Here is a 19,661-nt window from a genome sequence, read left to right on the forward strand (position 1 = left end):
GCCCTTCTTTTGTCGTCTGTGGACGGTTACGGTGCTTGGATAACTAGCAACTGCTTGGTTTGGAAGGAAGGGGAGCGAATGTCGACAAACACCTCTGAACCCATCCTGGTCGCGGATGCCGGAGCAGTGCGAACGCTGACCTTCAATAATCCGAGTCGCCTGAACGCATTTGATGCAGCCGGTTTTCGAGCGTTCACCAAAGCGCTCGACGACGCGGCGTCGGACGAAGCCGTGGCCGTGGTGATCGTCGAGGGCGCAGGCAAGGCATTTTCCAGTGGCGTCGACCTACGCGCACTCGCCGAACCAGGCGCAGACAACGCCGACTTCGGCCACGCATTCGCGCCGCTGATCGTCGCGCTGGTGGAGTTCCCGAAGCCATTGATCGCCGCGGTACACGGCGCTGCCGTCGGCATCGGCCTGACCATGCTGCTTTACTGCGACGTCGTCTACGTTGCCGAGGACGCACGTCTGCGTGCACCGTTCACCTCGCTGGGTACCGCTCCCGAAGCTGCCAGTAGTTGGTTGCTGCCCAAGGTGATCGGAACACAGCGCGCCGCCGAGCTGATCCTGTCGGCGCGGTGGCTCAGCGGCGTCGAAGCGGCCGACTACGGACTGGCGAACGTGGCCGTACCGGCCGAAGAGGTTCACAGCCGTGCTCGGGAGAGCGCCGAGCAGATTGCCGCCAACGTCGGACCGGCAGTCCTTGCCGCCAAACGACTGCTCCGTCACGGATGGGCGGACGAAGCTCGCGCTGCCGTGCAGCGTGAGGACGACGCTGCGCGAGAGTTGATTCGCGAGTTGGGGAGTTTTGCTCGGAAGTTCACGACTACCTGAAACCCGACCACACGAAAGCGGCCGCCCGGCAGAAGCCGGGCGGCCGCTTTCGACGTGCTCAGGGGATCAGCTGAGGCGCTCGATCACCATTGCCATGCCCTGTCCGCCGCCGACACACATGGTCTCGACGCCGAAGGTCTTGTCCTGCTCCTGCAGGTTGTTGATCAGGGTGTTGGTGATACGGGCACCGGTCATACCGAAGGGGTGACCCAGCGCGATCGCGCCACCGGAGATGTTGAGCTTGTCCTCTTCGATGCCCAGTTCGCGAGCGGATCCGAGGACCTGCACTGCGAATGCCTCGTTGATCTCGAACAGGTCGATGTCGGAGATCGACTTGCCGGCGATCTTCAGGGCGTTCTTGACGGCCTGGATCGGGCCGAGGCCCATGATCTCGGGGGACAGGCCCGAGACGCCGGTGGAGACGATGCGAGCGAGCGGGGTCAGGCCGAGTGCCTTTGCCTTGGTGTCGGACATGATCACCAGTGCGGCTGCGCCGTCGTTGAGCGGGCAGGCATTGCCGGCGGTGACGGTGCCGTCGGGGCGGAAGACGGGCTTGAGGCCGCTGATGCCCTCGTAGGTGGTGCCGGCGCGGGGGCCGTCGTCCTTGGAGACGACGGTGCCGTCGGCGAGCGTGACGGGCGTGATCTCACGCTCGAAGAAGCCGCGAGCGATGGCTTCCTCGGCGCGGTTCTGACTGCGAACTGCCCAGCGGTCCTGGTCTTCGCGGGTGATTCCGGTGGCGGAAGCGACGTTCTCCGCGGTCTGGCCCATGCCCAGGTACACGTCGGGGATCAGGCCCTCTTCGCGAGGATCGGTCCAGGCGACTCCACCTTCGGCGAGCTTGGCGCTACGGGCCTGCGCTGCGTCGAAGAGCGGATTCTTGGTGTTGGGGAGGCCGTCGGCGTTGCCGGTGATGAAGCTGGAGACGGACTCGACGCCTGCGGAGATGAAGACGTCGCCCTCGCCTGCGCGGATGGCGTGCAGCGCCATGCGGGTGGTCTGCAGCGAGGAGGAACAGTAACGGTTGACCGTGACACCGGGGAGGAAGTCGTAGCCGAGCTGAACGGCGACGACTCGGGCGATGTTGAAGCCCGACTGGCCGGCGGGCTGGCCGCAACCGAGCATGAGGTCGTCGATCTCGGTGGGGTCGAGCTCGGGGATCTTTGCCAACGCGGCGGCAACCATCTGAGTTGCGAGGTCATCCGGGCGGATGTCCTTGAGCGAACCCTTCATTGCGCGGCCGATGGGCGACCGTACTGCTGAGACGATTACTGCCTCGGGCATGAAAACTCCTTTTGTGTACTGCTCGTGGGGCGGCTTGAAACGCCGTCGAGCAGGGCAAGTTGAATGCAGCTTCGACTTACAATTTACGTTGCCGCTCCCAGATGGTGGTCACGCAGTCTCACTCAGTTGACGTCGGGGCGCTGACCTGCAGGTTTTGTGCGTCTCGCGAAGGCTTTCCACTGGGTTGCCGCCGCCGTCAGTCGGGCCGCGACGGTGCGGGCTTGCGCCGCCTCCGAAACGTGGGGGAGCTCGGGTAGCGGGCCACCCTGCCATTCACCCAGAGCCGACGCGAGAACCGGGACGATCTGCTTCGCCGCGAGTTCGTATCCGGCCGCGGACGGATGGAAACGGTCGGCCGAGAACATCGTGTCGGGCGAGGCCAGGAATTCCTTGGCCAGCAGGTCGGCCAGTGGAACGGGATGACCCCCGGCGTTTCTGGTCGCGGCCGCCTGGGCGAGTGCGAGGCGATGGCCCCATTCGCGCACCACGGAGCGCAGAGGTTGCGGGATCGCCGTGACCACCCCCAGATCCGGGCAGGTGCCGACAACAACGACGGCGCCGCTCTCGCGTAAGCGTCGAACCGCGTCGCCGAGGCGTTTAGCCGACGCGTGAATCGCGTTCTTGGCGGTGACGTCGTTGGCGCCGATCAGGATCACCGCAGCGTCCGGGGGAGGACCGGCGACGAACATGGCGTCGACCTGCCCACTCAACCCGCGGGAGGTGGCGCCCCCGATGGCCTTGGTGCTCAAACGGATTCGCTTCCCGGTTTCACTCGCAAGCAGCTTCGCGACCTGAACACCCGGTACTTCCGAGGCCGTCAGCGCGCCGACGCCGGCCGCAGACGAATCGCCGAAGATCATCAAGTGGAGATCGAAGGGCACGGCCCGCCACCAGAGTTCCGGGTTGTCGGCGCCGGGTGCGTACACCCCGTCCGCCTCGGGTGGCTTGGCGATATTGCGACCGATCACCCCGCGGGCCGCCCCCGCCTGCGACATCAGATAGTTGTAGCCCAACCAGGAGAGCGTGCCTGCACTCGATCCGGCCACCACCGTGGCCACCGACGCTTTCAGTCCGGTTCGACTCACACTTGCCAATCTAGCCGGATTGCACCACCTTCGCCCGACGTCCGCGCGCACCGTTTTCTTTCATCTGGGAACATGGACGAATGCGCATCGCGGAACACGTCGTCGACCTCATCGGCAACACCCCACTCGTCAAGCTCACGTCCGTCACGGGCGAAAACTTCGGCACGGTGGCAGCCAAGGTCGAATACCTCAACCCTGGCGGTAGCTCCAAGGACCGCATCGCCGTCAAGATGATCGACGCAGCCGAGGCTTCGGGTGAACTGAAGCCGGGCGGCACCATCGTCGAGCCGACTTCGGGCAACACCGGAATCGGCTTGGCGCTCGTGGCGCAAAAGCGTGGATACAAGTGCGTTTTCGTCTGCCCAGACAAGGTCAGCGAAGACAAGCGCAACGTCCTGCGCGCCTACGGCGCCGAGGTGGTCGTGTGCCCCACGGCCGTCGCGCCGGACAACCCGAACAGCTACTACAGCGTCTCCGACCGCCTCACCCGTGAGATCCCCGGCGCCTGGAAGCCCAACCAGTACTCCAACCCGGGCGGACCGGAGAGCCACTACGAGACCACCGGCCCCGAGATCTGGGCCGACACCGACGGCAAGATCACGCACTTCGTCGCGGGCGTCGGCACCGGCGGCACCATCACCGGCACCGGCCGCTACCTCAAGGAAGTTTCGGGCGGCAAGGTCAAGGTCATCGGCGCAGACCCCGAGGGCTCCGTCTACTCCGGCGGCACCGGTCGTCCGTATCTGGTCGAAGGCGTCGGCGAAGACTTCTGGCCGTCGGCATACGACCCGTCCATCCCGGACGAGATCATCGCCGTCTCGGATGCCGATTCCTTCGAGATGACGCGTCGCCTCGCCCGCGAGGAGGGACTGCTGGTCGGCGGTTCCTGCGGTATGGCCGTCGTCGCTGCCCTCGAAGTAGCCAAGCGTGAGGGTCCCGACGCCCTGATCGTCGTCCTCCTCCCGGACGGTGGCCGCGGCTACCTGTCCAAGATCTTCAACGATCAGTGGATGGCGTCGTACGGATTCCTGCGCACCCCACTCGACGGCAAGACCAACGTCCCCACCGTCGGCGACGTTCTGCGTGGCAAGTCGGGCGAGCTGCCGGACCTCGTTCACACCCACCCGTCGGAGACCCTGCGCGACGCGATCGAGATCCTGCGCGAGTACGGCGTGTCCCAGATGCCCGTCGTCGGTGCTGAGCCGCCGGTCATGGCAGGCGAGGTCGCCGGAAGTGTGTCCGAGCGAGATCTGCTGAGCGCGGTCTTCGAAGGCCGTGCGCACCTTGCGGATTCCGTCGAGAAGCACATGAGCAAGCCGTTCCCGCTCATCGGTTCCGGCGAGCCGGTCTCGGCTGCCACGAAGGCGCTCGGGGACACCGACGCACTCATGGTCGTCGACGACGGCAAGCCGGTCGGTGTCATCACGCGCCACGATCTCCTGGGTTTCCTGAGTTCGGATTCCTGAGTTCGGATTCCTGCGCCGGCACCGGCGCCATTAGGCTGGGGACCATGAGTGAGCAACGCAGCAAGGCCGACAACATCAGCTGGCAGGGTTTCTCCACGAAAGCGGTGCATGCGGGTTACGAACCCGATCCGCTGACCGGTGCGGTCAACGTGCCGATCTACGCGAGTTCCACCTTCGCCCAGGACGGCGTCGGTGGAATGCGCAGTGGCTTCGAGTACGCGCGAACGGGTAACCCCACCCGTCGCCCACTCGAGGCGAACCTCGCCGCGCTCGAATCCGGAACCTACGGCCGAGCGTTCAGTTCGGGAATGGCGGCCACCGACTGCCTGCTCCGTTCGGTACTTCGACCCGGCGATCACCTGGTCATCCCCGACGACGCGTACGGCGGAACCTTCCGTCTCATCGACAAGGTGTTCACGCAGTGGGGGATCGAGTACACCCCGGCTCCGGTGTCCGACGTCGATGCGGTGCGCGCGGCGATGAAGTCCAACACCAAGCTGGTCTGGGTCGAGACGCCCACGAACCCGCTGCTCAATATCGGTGACATCGAGCTCCTTGCCGAGGTCGCCCACGAGGGCAACGCAAAGATCGTGGTGGACAACACCTTCGCCTCGCCGTACCTGCAGCAGCCGCTGCAGCTCGGTGCCGACATCGCGCTGCACTCCACGACCAAGTACATCGGCGGACACTCCGACGTGGTCGGTGGCGCTCTCGTCTGCAACGACGAAGAACTGGACACCGCGTTTGCCTTCCTGCAGAACGGATCCGGCGGCGTTCCCGGCCCGTTCGACGCGTTCCTGACGTTGCGCGGAATCAAGACACTGGCGCTGCGCATGGAGCGTCACAGTGACAACGCGGAGAAGGTCGTCGAATTGCTCGACGGCCACCCCGCGGTTGCCAGCGTCATCTATCCGGGACTGGCTTCGCATCCGTCGCACAAGGTCGCGGCCAAGCAGATGCGACGCTTCGGCGGCATGATCTCCGTCCGTCTCAAGGGCGGCAAGGCGGCAGCTCTCGACCTGTGCTCGCGCACCGAGATCTTCACGCTGGCAGAATCTCTCGGCGGAGTCGAATCCCTCATCGAATTCCCCGGTGCGATGACCCACGCCTCGACGGCCGGTTCCGCTCTCGAGGTTCCCGACGATCTGGTTCGCCTGTCGGTCGGCATCGAAGACGCCTCCGATCTGGTCGGCGACATCGAGCAAGCGCTGTCCTGATCTTCGCTCTACAGTAATTCGACTTCGAATCTGCAGTGCGCCTTCACACCTCACGAGGGTGTGGAGGCGCACTTTCTGGAGGCATGCGTGAATCTCGAACAGATAAAGGCTGCACAGCAACTGCTCGCCCCGGTCATGCGACGCACCCCGGTCGTGGCCTCGCGAGTGTTGTCCGAAACCACCGGCTTCGCCGTGAGTTTGAAATGTGAAAATCTGCAGCGCACCGGCTCTTTCAAACCGCGCGGTGCGTACAACCGCATTGCCAATCTTTCCGCAGAGGAACGGGCAGCGGGCGTGGTGGCGGCCAGTGCCGGTAACCATGCGCAGGGAGTTGCCTGGTCTGCAACAGAATTGGGAATCAAGTCGACCGTCTTCATGCCGACGGGTGCGCCGCTGCCGAAGTTGGTGGCCACCAAGGCATATGGAGCTCAGGTCCACCTGCACGGTTCGACTGTCGACGAAGCGCTCGTGGCCGCTCGCGAATTCGCGGACCGAACCGGAGCAGTTCTGGTCCACCCGTTCGACCACGAGGACGTCGTGGCGGGGCAGGGGACTGTGGGGCTCGAAATCCTCGAGCAACTGCCTGAGGTCGGCACGATCCTCGTTCCCACCGGCGGCGGCGGTTTGATCGCCGGAGTGGCTGCAGCCGTCAAAGCTGTGCGCCCGCAGGTCCGAATCGTCGGAGTGCAAGCCGAGACCGCGGCTGCCTGGCCGGCGTCGTTGGCAGCCGGGAAGCCGACCGCCTTGGCGTCGATGTCCACGATGGCAGACGGTATCGCCGTTGGCTGCCCGGGCGAGGTTCCGTTCGCCGAAGTTGCCGCCCATGTCGACGCCGTGGTGACGGTCAGCGAGGAAGCGCTGTCCAAAGCGCTCCTGCTGTGCCTCGAACGCGCCAAGCTCATCGTCGAACCGGCCGGCGTCGCGGCCGTCGCGGCCTTGATGACCTGTACTCCGGAGGAGCTGGGACTGACAGGGCCGGTGTGCGCCGTGCTTTCCGGCGGCAACATCGATCCGCTACTTCTCACGCACGTCATCTCGCACGGTCTGCGAGCGGCCGGACGGTTCCTCGGAGTTCACATCACCATCGACGATCGGCCGGGCGCACTGGTCTCGTTGCTCGAAGTGGTTCGAGCGAACGGCGCCAGCGTGGTCGATGTCATCCATTCCCGTACCGGTGGCGAACTTGCACTCGACGAAGTGGAAGTCTTCCTCACCGTCGAGACGCGTGGTCCGGACAACAAGGCGGAACTTCTGACGGCCTTCGACGGCGCCGGTTACGCAGTACGACTGCAGAACTGAGGCGAGTTACTCGTCAGGCCAGCCGCCCAGAACCGTCACGCGGTACTCCTGGTCGACCAGCCTGGCGGGTACGTCGAGTTGATGTAGCCAGTCGATGGCCGAACCGCCCATGCCGACCGCAACCCGACTGAATGCGGCGGCCTGAGCGCAGGAGGATGCAATCACCGACACCGTGCGCCACATCGGCGTCGCCGTCGATTCGCGGTGCAGTGGCTTGACGGTGCTGGCCGTGGCGATCCCGCAGTCGGACGGAAGTGCTACCTGGCAGGTCGGGTCGCCGGGCAGGTCTTGCACCTGAATCTGCCAGCCGTCTTCCGGCGCCGGGCCGGCAACCGCGATGTCCCCGCCGAGGCCGACCAGCACGCCACACCCGAGAAGAGTCGCAGTGGACGCGGCACAGTGGTCCGCTGAACTGGCGCGGGCCGTCGCGGACAGATCGAGAACGACGTCGTCCGGGCTGTACACGCGGTTGTTCTCGACGCGAATCTTCCACCAGGAGTGAGGGTCTGCCGACCCGGCCGTCGGCGTGAGTTTGCCGTCGGTCAGTCGTGCGACAGCCAACGCGTCTTCGAGGAAGTGCGCGAACATCGGGGTCACGGCGACGCCGTCGACGTTGCTCGCGGCGCTGACATAGGTACGAATCTCGGAGTCGGCACGATCTCGATTGGTGGCGGCGTCGGCAGCGGTGAGGTACCCGCGAACCAGGCTGGCCGCGGAGGGAAGGACTTCAGGGTCGGTGACGACGACCCGGGCCTGAACCCCCCACGTGAGCCACTCGGAGGCCGAGCGCGGAGTACTCACGAACCGTTGGAGACGGCGTCCGGGGTTCCGAATCCGGCGACCACGACGGGCCGCTTCGCTACGGGATTCTTGGTGTGAGAAGCCGACGTGTCCGGTGCGAGTGCCGTGGCAGTGGGAGAAGAAACGAGTGAAAGTCCGCCGCTTGCGAGTGCTCCCGCCACAGCCGTGGCTGCGAGGGCGAGGCGAACGGGTCGATACACCGTAGTGCGTCCCCGGGCGGGTCGTGGCCGATCGTCGCTCATGGACTCAGCTTGCACGCCGAACCTGAGAAAAGCCTTGGCGTCTGTAGTCATTTGCGTAACGCCCGCCGAGATAAATGAGACATTGGTTACAGGAGTCGCGAGACTGAGCCGTGTCGAATGCATGTTCGAAAGAGTAGATGTTCGCACCGACAAGTTTCGGGTACGACCACGTACGTGGATTTTCAGAGGTTTATCGGAGGTTCGGATGGCAGTCGGTGTCCTGGCGATCGCTGTGTCGATCGGCACCGCACTGGGCGTGATGAGTGGAACTCTCGGAGCGCCCGCACAAGTCGAGAAGAACGAGTCTTCGAATGCTGCAGTCTCACTTGCAGCCTGGAACGGACCGGCACGAACTCAGGACACACCTGAGGGAATCGTGCCTTCCGTACCCTCCAACTTTCCGGGAGCGACATTGGCGCCCGTGGGAGCGGTGGCAGTGTTCGCGCCGTGGATCAAAAAGGCCGGTGCTCTGTGCTCGGAGATCACGCCCGCGGTGATCGCCTCGCTGTACTCGGTCGAGAACGGATTCAAGTACGGACCCGATACCGACATCTCACCGGAAGGTGGGCGCGGGCCTGGCCGCTTCACCACCGCAGCGTGGACGGCATACGGCAAGGACGGTGACGGCGACGGAAAGATGGACATCCTGGGCGTTGCCGATCCGGTGATGACAACCGGATACCGGTTGTGCGATCTCGTGAAGCAAGCGCAGTCCTGGCAGAAGTCCGGTGAGGTCGAGGGCGATACCGTCGACCTCGCGCTCGCTGCCTACGACGTCGGGCCGGACGCAGTTCGCGAAGCGGGCGGCGTTCCGGCAGACAAGTCGGGCGAGGTTCCTGCGGAGCAGGCGGTCGCCGCTCCGTTCGTCGCCCAGATCAAATCGTTGCAGGACTCGTTCGCCCTGATGCTTGCGCCCTTCGACTACAACAACCTCGCCGCAGCGGTGGGCGGCGTCGTCGAGGCCGGTCTGAAGTTTCTCGGATTGCCGTACGTGTGGGGTGGCGGAAACATCAACGGGCCGTCGATGGGCGGGTTCGACTGCTCGGGGCTGACGTCGTACGCGATCCACGCGGCCACCGGGGTGACTCTGCCCCGGACCTCGGAGACGCAGTGGGGTGTCGGCGTCGAGATCCCGCTGGATCAGGCGCAGCCCGGTGACCTGTTGTTCGGCAACTGGCAGGCAGGCGGCCCCGGCCACGTGGCGATCTACGTCGGCAACGGTCAGATGCTTCACGCACCCACGTTCGGCGACGTGGTGAAGGTCGGCCCGATCTTCGCCGGCATGAAGGCTCGCCGCGTGGTGTGAGTGGGCAGGAAACAGCGAGCGCCGACAGAGCAAGAAACGCCACCCGACCGAGTCGGGTGGCGCTTCTTTTCAGAGCTGGTACAGCCGATCAGCTGTGGTAAGGCTCCGCGCTCAGCAGCGTGACCTTCATGGTGCTGCCGTTGGGCAGGTTGTACTCACGCGTGTCGCCGACCTTGGCTTCGAGTAGCGCGCCGCCCAGCGGTGAGTTCGGCGAGTAGACCTCGAGCTTGGCGTCACGTGCGCCTTCTTCGCGGGTAGCGATCAGGAACGTCTCGGTGTCACTCTCGTCGCCGTCGTAGTAGACCTTGACTACGGATCCGGGCAGTGCGACACCGGACTGAGTGGGGGCCTCGCCGACCTTTGCGCTGTTCAGCAGCTCCTGGAGCTGGCGAATGCGGGCTTCCTGCTGACCCTGCTCTTCGCGGGCAGCGTGGTAGCCGCCGTTCTCCTTCAGGTCGCCCTCTTCGCGACGCTCGTTGATCTCGGCGGCGATGACCGGGCGATTGGCGATGAGCTGGTCGAGTTCGTTCTTGAGCCTGTCATGTGATTCCTGGGTAAGCCAGGTCACCTGGGTCTCGGTCATCTCGATCACTCCCTAGTAGTCGGAGCCGGGGGCTCCCTCGACGATCGCTGCAACAGCAGCGAACAACGACACAGAAGCACCACCAGGGATGCAACCTTGCCGTCAAACCTTGCGTCAATGCAGCAATACACGGTTCCACCCGGAACCGTGTATCGGGCAATTCTATCACGCATGACTACCCGCCCTGTCCGGCGTCAAACGTCCGGCAGGGTGGGTGCGTTCCGAGGTCAGCTCTTGGTCAGGTACTCCGGAACGTCGAAGCTGCAGCCGTAGACGTCGGCCATGCCTGGCGGCTGGGACGTCTTGACCTCGGTGTTGAACTCGAGGGTCTGATGTTCCGACGACGGGACGTAGACCTCACGTCGACCGGTTTCGGAGCCGTCCTTCGAGCGTGCGCGCACGATGCACATCGCTTCACGCGACGAGTCGTCGCGTGTGACGGTGAAACGGATCTTCACCGTGGAGTCGTTGGCGATGTCGAACGAGATGGTCTCGGTCTCGATTTCCTTGACCGCAAATTTTCCGTACGCGTAGTACGCGATTCCGCCGCCTACGACGATGACGAGAGCGGTCAGAGCCCACACCATCCACTTGCGGGGACTGCCCGTGCGAGTTGTGCTCGGGTACCGATCTTGGGGAAGCGGTTTGCTCATCACTCTGCTCTCGAAGACTCGAGTTCGCGTGTCGTGCAGCAACTGACTGTGTCCCGCCGGATTACCGAAGGGGTCACGGCTGCGCCAGGAACTCTCGGGTGGAACTATAGAGGACGTATCCCGTCGCGCCGTCGGTAGGTTTGTCGGCAGTCGGTACGTTTGACGGCAACGGCCCGGAGTAATCCGAGCGGTGCACAGCGTGTGATTCGAAGACTGCCGGTGACGGCTACAGGTGAACTGCCGGTGACGGCTACAGGTGAACTGCCGGCAACGGCTACAGGTGAAGTTGAGGTGAACGAACACGTGAGCGGATTCCGGCTCATGGCCGTCCATGCCCATCCCGACGACGAGTCGAGCAAGGGTGCGGCCACCACCGCCCGTTATGCAGCCGAAGGCCACGAAGTGATGGTCCTGACGCTCACCGGGGGTGAGCGTGGCGACATTCTCAACCCGGCCATGGACGTTCCCGGTGTCCGCGATCGAATCAGCGAAGTTCGCCAGGAGGAGATGGCCGAGGCCGCTCGCATCCTGGGCGTGAAGCAGCGCTGGCTCGGTTTCGTCGATTCCGGGCTTCCCGAGGGCGACCCTCTTCCGCCGCTGCCCGAAGGGTGCTTCGCCCTCGTTCCGCTCGAAGAGTCGACGCGCGCTCTGGTCAAGGTGATTCGCGAGTTCCGTCCCCACGTCGTCACGACGTACGACGAGAACGGCGGATACCCGCACCCGGATCACATCCGGTGCCACGAGGTGACGATGGCAGCCTACGAAGCCGCCGCCGATCCCGAGTACTTCCCCGAGGACGGTCAGCCGTGGGAAATCAAGAAGGTCTACTACTCGCACGGATTCATCCGTAAGCGCCTCGAACTCTTCCAGGAGGAGTACGAGCGTCGCGGAGAGCCGTTCCCGATGGCGGACTGGCTCAAGAAGTGGAAGACCGAACGCGGCGACATGATGGTCCGGGTGACCACTCAGGTCACGTGCGGCGACTACTTTCCCCAGCGTGACGATGCTCTGCGCGCACACGCGACGCAGATCGATCCCAACGGTTCGTTCTTCGCTGTGCCGCTCGACATTCAGCAGAAGATCTGGCCCACCGAGGAATTCGAGCTCGCCAAGACGCGGGTCACCACGTCCATTCCGGAAACCGACCTGTTCGCAGGTCTCGAAGAGGACGCTCAGAAGTGAATGCTCTGTCCGCCGAGGTAGTTCTCGGCACCACACAATTTCTTGCTCAGACCCCGAGTAACCCATCCGGCCCGGAGTTCGGAAAGTCGTCTCCAGTCGGCCTGCTGGTGATTCTTGCGCTGCTCATCGGTGTGATCCTCCTGGTTCGGTCGATGAACCGCCAGCTCAAGAAGCTGCCGGAGACGTTCGAACCGGATCATCCCGAACTCGATCAGCAGGCAGACGAAGGCACCGACCGGGGAGCTATCACTGCTCCGAGCCCGGCGGAACCCAACGTCTCTACCGAGAAGAAGCCCAAGCAAGAATCCTGAGACGAACGAGGTAGCGGCGATGGACCCACGGATGCGGAACAACCTGGGTGGGTCCTCGAGCCCTTACCTGCGTCAGCACGCCGACAATCCGGTCCACTGGCAACAGTGGGGCGAAGAAGCGATGGAGTGGGCGCGCGAGCGCAACGTGCCGATTCTCCTCTCGATCGGATACTCGGCGTGCCACTGGTGCCACGTCATGGCGCACGAGTCGTTCGAGAACGACGAGATCGCGGCCGTCATGAACGCGAACTTCGTCTGTGTGAAGGTGGACCGAGAAGAACGTCCCGACATCGACGCCGTCTACATGAATGCGACGGTTGCGATGACCGGCCAGGGCGGCTGGCCCATGACCTGTTTCCTGACTCCCGACGGTTCACCGTTCTACTGCGGCACGTACTACCCGCCGACGCCTCGCGGCGGAATGCCTTCGTTCACACAGCTTCTCGAAGCGATAGTCGACACCTTCACGAATCGGCGCGACGAGGTCGACAACGCGGCGCAGTCGATCGTCACGGAACTTCAGCGCGCGTCGGGCGGGATTCCGTACGGCGGAGCACCCATCGACGCCGAGCTGCTGAACGCGGCGGGCCGGTCGATCCTCGGCGACGAGGACGTCCCGCGCGGGGGATTCGGTGGGGCACCGAAGTTTCCACCGTCGGCACTACTGGAGGGGCTGCTCCGACAGTACGAGCGAACGGGTTCGGGCGAGATCCTCGGCGGCATCGAGCGCACCGCCGAAGCAATGGCACGTGGCGGGATCTACGACCAGTTGGGTGGCGGTTTCTCGCGGTACTCGGTCGATGCCGAGTGGGTGGTTCCGCACTTCGAGAAGATGCTCTACGACAATGCGCTGCTCCTGCGGTTCTACGCGCACTGGGCGCGGCGCACCGGATCGGACCTCGCCACTCGCGTCACCGAGGAGACCGCAAGGTTCCTGCTCTCCGATCTGCTGACCGAGAACGGTTGCTTCGCTTCGGCTCTCGATGCCGACACCGACGGCGTCGAAGGCCTCACGTACGTATGGACGCCGACGCAGCTGGTCGAGGTACTCGGCGCGGAGGACGGGCAGTGGGCGTCGGAGTTGTTCCGGGTCACCGATACCGGAACCTTCGAAGAGGGTGCGTCGGTACTGCAGTTGCTCCGTGACCCCGACGACTGGTCGCGCTGGCAGACGGTCTCCGACGCTCTACGCGCCGTCCGGGCTCAGCGTCCACAGCCCGGCCGCGACGACAAGGTGGTGACGGCCTGGAACGGGCTGACCGTCACGGCCTTGACGGAAGCCGGACTTGCCCTGGACCGACCCGACTGGATCACCGCGGCGGCCGAGTGCGCAGGCGCTCTTCTCGACCTTCACCTGGTGGACGGTCACTTGCGTCGCGCTTCCCTCGGCGGGGCTGTCGGCGCCCCGACGGGCGTGCTCGAGGATTACGCAATGTTGGCCACCGGCCTCCTGGCTCTATACCAGGCAACGGGATTGGCGCGGTGGCTCGATGCGGCGCAGCAGTTGCTCGACGTCACTGTCGACCACTTCGCTGATCCGGCCGAGCCGGGAAGCTGGTTCGACACGGCCGATTTCGCGGAGTCGCTCGTGACTCGGCCCCGAGACCCGTTGGACGGCGCGACGCCGTCCGGTGCGTCGAGCGTCGCGGAGGCTCTGTTGACCGCAGCGGCGTTGACCGATGCCGAGCGCTCTTCTCGTTACGCCCAGGCCGCGGCGGACGCGCTGGCGAGGGCCACGCTGCCGCTCGAGCGTGCGCCTCGGTCGGCGGGGCACTGGCTCGCGGTGGCGGAAGCGTCGTTGCGTGGTCCGATACAGGTGGCCGTCGTCGGGGAAGGTTCGCTGTTGGCCGATGCCCGCCGGCTTGCCCCGGGTGGTGCAGTGGTTGTCGGCGGAGCGCCGGATTCTTCACCGCTGCTTGCAGATCGACCCCTCGTCGACGGAGGTGAAGCCGCGTACATCTGTCGGGGATTCGTGTGTGATCGGCCGGTGACGACGGTGGTGGAACTGGCGAGTCAGTTGAACACGACGAGCCATACCGCGATGTAGTGGCAGATCGCTGCGACGACCGTCGCGGCGTGGAAGAACTCGTGATGCCCGAACGTCGTGGGCCACGGGTTTGGCCATTTCGTCGCGTACAGAATTGCGCCGACGCTGTAGAAGATTCCGCCGACGAGCAGCAGCACCATCGGCGCCACACCGACCTGGTGCGTCAGTTCACCGACCACGGGAACGATCGCCCAACCGAGGAGCAGGTAGAGCGGGACTCCCACCCATTTCGGGGCGGTGGGCCAGAGCATCTTGAGTGCGACGCCGGCGAGCGCGCCTGCCCACACGATCGCGAGGATGATCTTGCCGGTGTGAGTCGGGAGGCCGAGCATGGCGAACGGTGTGTAGCTGCCGGCGATGAAGAGAAAGATCATCGAATGGTCCGCACGCTTCATCCACGTACGGCCCTTGACCGTCTGCCACTGGATGCGGTGATACGTCGCGCTGATGCCGAAGAGGCCGCAGATCGTGACGCTGTAGATCGCGGTTGCCCAAGCCGCTTTGGCGCCGACCTGAGCGCCGGCTACGGAGACGAGAACGATGCCCGCGACGACGGAGACACCGAGCGCCCACAGATGGATCCAACCGCGCATGCGTGGTTTGACCGGAAGCTCGTCGAGCCCGAATGCCGTCATGTGCAACCCCTCTCGTTCCGTACTGTTGCAAACCGCGTAACCTACGGTACCGTAGGTTACGCATCAGTAGCATAACCCACCTGCGGGTTTTCGACGCGTACAAAAAGCGTGACGGCGCTCGCATGTGGCTGTCACTGCCGGGCGTAGTCTTTGACACCATGGTGATGTCACGGTGAATCTGCGCGGACTGCTGTACAGCATCTACGAGCGACGACTCCTCAGTCATCTCGACGGTCTCGCGCACCCACGGCACGTAGCCGTGATGTGTGACGGAAATCGGCGATGGGCTCGCGAGAACGGCTTCACCGATGTCAGTCACGGGCACCGCATGGGCGCGCTCAAAATTGCCGAATTGCTCGAGTGGTGCGACGCCGCCGGAATCGAGATGGCAACCATCTACCTGCTCTCGACCGAGAACCTGCGCCGCGAGCCGGAAGAGCTCGACACCCTCCTCGAAATCATCACCGACGTCGTCGAAGAGATCTCCGGGCCCGGCAAGAACTGGAGTGTGCAGATCGTCGGTGCTCTCGATCTTCTGCCTCCCGAGCAGTCCAGGCGCTTGCGGGAAGCGGCGGCGGGGACGAGCGGCCGAACCGGGACACATGTCAACGTCGCGATCGGATACGGCGGGCGTCAGGAGATCGCCGACGCCGTCCAATCGCTCCTGCGCGACAAGATCGGTGCGGGCCTGAGCGGAGACGAACTGATCCAGGCCGTCACGGTCGACGGCATCGACGGGCATCTGTACACGTCGGGACAGCCCGATCCGGATCTGGTGATCCGCACCTCCGGCGAGCAGCGGCTCTCCGGATTCCTGTTGTGGCAGAGCGCCTATTCGGAGATCTGGTTCACCGAGGCGTACTGGCCCGAGTTCCGTCGAGTCGACTTTCTTCGAGCCTTGCGCGATTACGCGGCGCGCCACCGCCGGTTCGGCGCCTGAGCCGTCTCAGAGCTTGCGCAGCCGCAGCCGGTTGATCGTGTGATCGGCGTCCTTGCGCAGCACCAGGGTTGCGCGGGGGCGGGTGGGGAGAATGTTCTCCACCAGGTTCGGGTGATTGATCGAGTTCCAGATCTCCTTCGCCGCGATGGTCGCGTCACGGTCGGAGAGGCCGGAGTAGTGGTGAAAGTGAGCGTTCGGATCGGCGAACGACGTGTTGCGTAGCGCGAGGAACCGCTGGATGTACCAGGCTTCGATGTCCTCGATGCGGGCGTCGACGTAGATCGAGAAGTCGAACAGATCGGAGACCATCAGACGCGGGCCGGTCTGCAGGACGTTGAGGCCCTCGATGATGAGGATGTCGGGCTGGCGGATCAGGTGGTACTGGCCCGGGATGATGTCGTACGACGTGTGCGAATAGACCGGTGCCGCTACCTCTTCCGCCCCGGACTTGACTTCGGTGACGAAGCGCAACAGCTTGCGGCGATCGTAGCTTTCGGGAAAACCCTTGCGGTGCATGATGCCCCGACGCTGGAGTTCCCTGGTCGGATAGAGGAATCCGTCCGTGGTGACGAGGTCGACGCGCGGATGGTGATCCCAGCGGGCCAGGAGAGCTTGCAGCACACGAGCAGTCGTGGATTTTCCGACCGCGACCGAACCGGCGACGCCGATGACGAAGGGCACCTGACGGTCGGGATGCTTCTCGCCGAGGAAGGTCGCGGTGGCCGCGAACAGTCGTTGGCGTGCCGCTACCTGTAGGTGGATCAGACGTGCGAGGGGGAGATAAACCTCGGCAACTTCTTCGAGATCGATCTGCTCGCCGAGACCACGCAGGCCGTACAACTCGTCCTCGGTCAACACCAGTGGCGTCGACTTACGCAGTGTCCGCCACTGCTTGCGGTCGAACTCGACGTAGGGACTCGATTCGTTGGTGCGCGCCATCAGCCCAGCTCACCGGCACGTAGTGAACCCGGGGCCCGGCGGACGAAACAGCTATGCGAGCAAGCCAGGCGCGTGTGCGCACGATCCGAGTGCATAGTCGGATTGTGCTCGGTGCCACGTCCGGGACTTTCGCCGGGTGGCATTCCGGAGCGAGCGACTAGGCTCGGTCGTTATGGATCCAGACACACTTGTTCGCCAATACCTGCTGCTCGGACTGGGTTTCGACCGTCTCGAAGACGGGTTCGTCGACGCGTTCACCGGTGACCCGGCGCTGCGTAAGCAGATCGAGAGCGCCCCGAAGCCCGATCCGCGTGAACTTGCCCGCACGGCACGTGAATTGCGGGGCGAGTTGGCCGGAAGTGGTCTGAATGCCGAACGCTCCCACTTTGTCGACGTACACCTTCGCGCCCTGGAATGCTCCGGGCGCAAGTTCGCGGGTGAGGACATCGGCTTCGTGGACGAGGTCGAGGCGTACTTCGACGTCCGAATCGAGAAGGGAAACGAGGACGCCTACAGCGACGCTCACCGGTTGATGGGTGAAGTTCTGCCCGGTCCGGGACCGTTGGCCGAGCGGGTGCAGGCGCATCGCAAGGCCGACGAGATCCCCGCGGCGAAACTGAACGAGTGCGTCGAGGCAATGTCGAGTGCGCTGCGCGATCTGGTCCGCGGCACGTTCGGGCTTCCCGCGTCGGAAACCGTCGAATACGAAGTGGTGGGGGACAAGCCGTGGTCCGGCTTCAACTACTACCTCGGTGACTACCGCTCCAAGGTTGCGATCAATTCGGATCTGCCGCAGTTCATGGCCAACCTGCCGCGGCTGATCGCGCACGAGTCCTACCCCGGCCATCACACCGAGCATTGCCGTAAGGAAGCCGGTCTGGTCGGTTCGGGCCAGCTCGAGCAGACACTGTTCCTGGTCAACACGCCGCAGTGCATCATGGCCGAAGGCCTCGCGGATTTGGCGCTGGAAGCGATTGTCGGCCCGGACTGGGGTTTGTGGGCGCAGGACATCTACGCCGACCTCGGCTTGTCTTTCGACGGGGAAAAGGCGCAACGGCTCTCCGCCGCGTCGGGGCAACTGCTGAGTGTCCGGCAGGATGCGGCGCTGATGTTGCACGACGAGGGGCGCAGCCTCGACGACGTGGCGCTGTTCCTCGAACGGTGGTCGCTGTCGACGCCGGAACGCGCTCGCCAATCGCTCAAGTTCCTGTCTTCGCCGCTGTGGCGGGCATACACCAGCACGTATGTCGAGGGATACCGGCTGCTCGGGGGCTGGCTGGACGAGGTGCCGGTGGGCGCGGAGCGCACCGAACGCTTCCGCAGGCTGCTCGACGAGCCGCTGGTCCCCAGCTCTCTGCGTGCTGCCTAGTGCCGGGTGGAGACGGCGGGAGCGAACTTCGTAGACTGGACGCATTCGTTTCCGCATCCAGCTTGGAGATTCCTCGATGACCGCTGTGCCCGGCTCCGACGTCAACTCTGCATCACTCGCCGAACTCGACCCCGAAGTCGCCGAGGCGATGGCTGGTGAATTGGCTCGTCAGCGCGACACGCTCGAGATGATCGCGTCGGAGAACTTTGTTCCCCGCTCGGTTCTGCAGGCTCAGGGCAGCGTCCTGACCAACAAGTACGCCGAGGGCTACCCGGGACGTCGTTACTACGGCGGTTGCGAGCACGTCGACGTCATCGAGGATCTGGCGCGCAACCGTGCGAAGGAACTCTTCGGTGCAGAGTTCGCGAACGTTCAGCCGCACTCGGGCGCACAGGCCAACGCTGCTGTTCTGATGGCACTGATGAACCCGGGTGAGAAGCTGCTCGGCCTCGACCTTGCACACGGCGGTCACCTCACGCACGGCATGAAGCTCAACTTCTCCGGCAAGTTGTACGACGTCGCGTCCTACGGCGTCAGCAAGGAAGATCACCGCATCGACATGGACGAGGTGCGCTCGATCGCCCTCGCCGAGAAGCCGAAGGTCATCGTTGCCGGTTGGTCCGCATACCCGCGTCAGCAGGACTTCGCGGCGTTCCGTGCGATCGCCGACGAGGTCGGCGCGTACCTGTGGGTGGACATGGCTCACTTCGCCGGACTGGTTGCGGCAGGACTGCACCCGTCGCCCGTCCCGTACGCAGACGTCGTCTCCTCGACCGTCCACAAGACCCTCGGTGGTCCGCGTTCGGGCCTGATCCTGGCGAAGAAAGAGTGGGCCAAGAAGCTCAACTCTGCTGTCTTCCCCGGTCAGCAGGGTGGACCGCTCATGCACGCCATCGCGGCCAAGGCAGTCACCTTCAAGATCGCTGCCGGTGAAGAGTTCAAGGATCGTCAGGCACGCACCCTTTCCGGTGCGCGCATCCTTGCCGAGCGTCTGGGCAACAAGGACGTCGCAGACCAGGGCATCAGCGTCCTGACCGGCGGCACTGACGTCCACCTCGTGCTCGTGGACCTGCGTAACTCGCAGCTCGACGGCCAGCAGGGTGAGGACCTTCTGCACGAAATCGGCATCACGGTCAACCGCAACGCTGTTCCGTTCGATCCCCGCCCGCCGATGACCACCTCCGGTCTGCGTATCGGTACCGCAGCGTTGGCCACTCGCGGATTCGGCGATGCCGAGTTCACCGAGGTCGCCGACATCATCGGTACCGCTCTGGCCGGCAACGCGGATCTGCCGGCGGTGCGTGCGCGCGTCGCCAAGCTCGCTCTCGACCTTCCGCTGTACGACGGTCTCGAGAACTGGGGCCTGCTCAGCAAGAACGTCTAGGAATTCCTTCACCGACGGCCCGGTCCCTTTTTAGGGGCCGGGCCGCTGGTTTTTTGCCAGTCGCGGATTGTGGCATCGGTCACA

General features: G+C 64.5%; 19 protein-coding genes. 11 read left to right on the forward strand and 8 right to left on the reverse strand.

Annotated elements, in window-relative coordinates; genetic code table 11:
* Positions 1-78 precede the first annotated feature (78 nt).
* Positions 79-834, forward strand: coding sequence for an enoyl-CoA hydratase/isomerase family protein (locus ACN50D_RS25680; protein WP_058037251.1), 756 nt, complete (start codon positions 79-81; stop codon positions 832-834).
* Positions 835-900: 66 nt separating this feature from the next.
* Here ACN50D_RS25680 and ACN50D_RS25685 read toward each other — a convergent pair whose 3' ends face one another.
* Positions 901-2,118, reverse strand: a complete 1,218-nt coding sequence (locus ACN50D_RS25685) for an acetyl-CoA C-acetyltransferase (protein WP_019744600.1) — start codon at positions 2,116-2,118, stop codon at positions 901-903.
* 122 nt (positions 2,119-2,240) lie between these two features.
* A complete protein-coding gene (locus ACN50D_RS25690; protein WP_042448870.1) occupies positions 2,241-3,212 on the reverse strand; it encodes an SGNH/GDSL hydrolase family protein in 972 nt (323 codons plus the stop codon).
* A 71-nt stretch (positions 3,213-3,283) separates the two neighbouring features.
* Between ACN50D_RS25690 and ACN50D_RS25695 the strand changes: the two genes are divergently transcribed.
* From ACN50D_RS25695 to ilvA, 3 genes are all read left to right on the forward strand, one after another.
* Entirely contained in the window at positions 3,284-4,669 is a 1,386-nt protein-coding gene (locus ACN50D_RS25695; protein ID WP_003943292.1) for a cystathionine beta-synthase, read from the forward strand.
* A 44-nt stretch (positions 4,670-4,713) separates the two neighbouring features.
* A complete protein-coding gene (locus ACN50D_RS25700; RefSeq protein ID WP_007728802.1) occupies positions 4,714-5,886 on the forward strand; it encodes a cystathionine gamma-synthase in 1,173 nt (390 codons plus the stop codon).
* 135 nt (positions 5,887-6,021) lie between these two features.
* The gene (gene ilvA, locus ACN50D_RS25705) at positions 6,022-7,185 is read left to right on the forward strand and encodes a threonine ammonia-lyase (RefSeq protein WP_228402296.1); all 1,164 of its coding nucleotides are present in this window, start codon (positions 6,022-6,024) and stop codon (positions 7,183-7,185) included.
* A gap of 6 nt (positions 7,186-7,191) precedes the next feature.
* Here the strand turns inward: ilvA and ACN50D_RS25710 are convergent, their stop codons facing one another.
* Positions 7,192-7,986, reverse strand: a complete 795-nt coding sequence (locus ACN50D_RS25710; protein WP_003943281.1) for an FAD:protein FMN transferase — start codon at positions 7,984-7,986, stop codon at positions 7,192-7,194.
* Positions 7,983-8,228: a hypothetical protein gene (locus tag ACN50D_RS25715; protein ID WP_153211881.1), complete on the reverse strand. Its 246-nt coding sequence runs from the start codon at positions 8,226-8,228 to the stop codon at positions 7,983-7,985. Before ACN50D_RS25715 ends, ACN50D_RS25710 begins: the two co-directional genes overlap by 4 nt.
* Before the next feature lie 205 nt (positions 8,229-8,433).
* Between ACN50D_RS25715 and ACN50D_RS25720 the strand changes: the two genes are divergently transcribed.
* On the forward strand, positions 8,434-9,534 hold the full coding sequence (locus ACN50D_RS25720) for an NlpC/P60 family protein (RefSeq protein WP_003943296.1): 1,101 nt from the start codon (positions 8,434-8,436) through the stop codon (positions 9,532-9,534).
* Between the two features lie 88 nt (positions 9,535-9,622).
* Here the strand turns inward: ACN50D_RS25720 and greA are convergent, their stop codons facing one another.
* Complete coding sequence (gene greA, locus ACN50D_RS25725; RefSeq protein ID WP_007726385.1) at positions 9,623-10,117, reverse strand: transcription elongation factor GreA; 495 nt, start codon at positions 10,115-10,117, stop codon at positions 9,623-9,625.
* A gap of 227 nt (positions 10,118-10,344) precedes the next feature.
* The gene (locus tag ACN50D_RS25730) at positions 10,345-10,770 is read right to left on the reverse strand and encodes a DUF4307 domain-containing protein (protein WP_007726384.1); all 426 of its coding nucleotides are present in this window, start codon (positions 10,768-10,770) and stop codon (positions 10,345-10,347) included.
* Between the two features lie 303 nt (positions 10,771-11,073).
* On the opposite strand from ACN50D_RS25730, the gene mca reads away from it, so the two are divergent.
* Genes mca through ACN50D_RS25745 form a run of 3 tightly spaced genes read left to right on the forward strand, consistent with a single transcriptional unit; the run spans position 11,074 to position 14,310 of the window.
* The gene (gene mca, locus ACN50D_RS25735) at positions 11,074-11,952 is read left to right on the forward strand and encodes a mycothiol conjugate amidase Mca (protein ID WP_007726383.1); all 879 of its coding nucleotides are present in this window, start codon (positions 11,074-11,076) and stop codon (positions 11,950-11,952) included.
* Positions 11,949-12,263 carry a hypothetical protein gene (locus ACN50D_RS25740; protein ID WP_007726381.1) on the forward strand — a complete coding sequence of 105 codons (315 nt, stop codon included), beginning with the start codon at positions 11,949-11,951 and terminating at the stop codon, positions 12,261-12,263. Before mca ends, ACN50D_RS25740 begins: the two co-directional genes overlap by 4 nt.
* Before the next feature lie 19 nt (positions 12,264-12,282).
* Positions 12,283-14,310 (forward strand): thioredoxin domain-containing protein, encoded by a 2,028-nt coding sequence (locus ACN50D_RS25745; RefSeq protein WP_211920646.1) that lies wholly within the window; start codon positions 12,283-12,285, stop codon positions 14,308-14,310.
* Here the strand turns inward: ACN50D_RS25745 and trhA are convergent.
* Positions 14,277-14,945 carry a PAQR family membrane homeostasis protein TrhA gene (gene trhA, locus ACN50D_RS25750; protein ID WP_003945269.1) on the reverse strand — a complete coding sequence of 223 codons (669 nt, stop codon included), beginning with the start codon at positions 14,943-14,945 and terminating at the stop codon, positions 14,277-14,279. The two genes, ACN50D_RS25745 and trhA, sit on opposite strands and share 34 nt — an antisense overlap.
* Positions 14,946-15,117: 172 nt before the next feature.
* Here trhA and ACN50D_RS25755 point away from each other — a divergent pair, with 172 nt between their 5' ends.
* Entirely contained in the window at positions 15,118-15,885 is a 768-nt protein-coding gene (locus ACN50D_RS25755; protein ID WP_003945211.1) for an isoprenyl transferase, read from the forward strand.
* Between the two features lie 6 nt (positions 15,886-15,891).
* Here ACN50D_RS25755 and coaA read toward each other — a convergent pair whose 3' ends face one another.
* A complete protein-coding gene (gene coaA / locus ACN50D_RS25760) occupies positions 15,892-16,824 on the reverse strand; it encodes a type I pantothenate kinase (RefSeq protein ID WP_003945270.1) in 933 nt (310 codons plus the stop codon).
* 172 nt (positions 16,825-16,996) lie between these two features.
* On the opposite strand from coaA, the gene ACN50D_RS25765 reads away from it, so the two are divergent.
* A complete protein-coding gene (locus ACN50D_RS25765) occupies positions 16,997-18,193 on the forward strand; it encodes a hypothetical protein (protein WP_007726370.1) in 1,197 nt (398 codons plus the stop codon).
* Between the two features lie 76 nt (positions 18,194-18,269).
* Entirely contained in the window at positions 18,270-19,577 is a 1,308-nt protein-coding gene (gene glyA / locus ACN50D_RS25770) for a serine hydroxymethyltransferase (RefSeq protein WP_211920644.1), read from the forward strand.
* The last annotated feature ends 84 nt before the right edge of the window (positions 19,578-19,661 follow it).

This window comes from Rhodococcus sp. SB1D (assembly GCF_048573875.1).
GTDB classification, from domain to species: Bacteria; Actinomycetota; Actinomycetes; order Mycobacteriales; family Mycobacteriaceae; genus Rhodococcus_F; species Rhodococcus_F qingshengii.

Coding starts and splice junctions, on each gene's coding strand:
- ACN50D_RS25680 (WP_058037251.1), top strand. CDS start 79: ATGTCGACAAACACCTCTGAACCCATCCTGGTCGCGGATGCCGGAGCA.
- ACN50D_RS25685 (WP_019744600.1), bottom strand. CDS start 2,118: ATGCCCGAGGCAGTAATCGTCTCAGCAGTACGGTCGCCCATCGGCCGC.
- ACN50D_RS25695 (WP_003943292.1), top strand. CDS start 3,284: ATGCGCATCGCGGAACACGTCGTCGACCTCATCGGCAACACCCCACTC.
- ACN50D_RS25700 (WP_007728802.1), top strand. CDS start 4,714: ATGAGTGAGCAACGCAGCAAGGCCGACAACATCAGCTGGCAGGGTTTC.
- ilvA (WP_228402296.1), top strand. CDS start 6,022: ATGCGACGCACCCCGGTCGTGGCCTCGCGAGTGTTGTCCGAAACCACC.
- ACN50D_RS25715 (WP_153211881.1), bottom strand. CDS start 8,228: ATGAGCGACGATCGGCCACGACCCGCCCGGGGACGCACTACGGTGTAT.
- ACN50D_RS25720 (WP_003943296.1), top strand. CDS start 8,434: ATGGCAGTCGGTGTCCTGGCGATCGCTGTGTCGATCGGCACCGCACTG.
- greA (WP_007726385.1), bottom strand. CDS start 10,117: ATGACCGAGACCCAGGTGACCTGGCTTACCCAGGAATCACATGACAGG.
- ACN50D_RS25730 (WP_007726384.1), bottom strand. CDS start 10,770: ATGAGCAAACCGCTTCCCCAAGATCGGTACCCGAGCACAACTCGCACG.
- ACN50D_RS25745 (WP_211920646.1), top strand. CDS start 12,283: ATGGACCCACGGATGCGGAACAACCTGGGTGGGTCCTCGAGCCCTTAC.
- trhA (WP_003945269.1), bottom strand. CDS start 14,945: ATGACGGCATTCGGGCTCGACGAGCTTCCGGTCAAACCACGCATGCGC.
- coaA (WP_003945270.1), bottom strand. CDS start 16,824: ATGGCGCGCACCAACGAATCGAGTCCCTACGTCGAGTTCGACCGCAAG.
- ACN50D_RS25765 (WP_007726370.1), top strand. CDS start 16,997: ATGGATCCAGACACACTTGTTCGCCAATACCTGCTGCTCGGACTGGGT.
- glyA (WP_211920644.1), top strand. CDS start 18,270: ATGACCGCTGTGCCCGGCTCCGACGTCAACTCTGCATCACTCGCCGAA.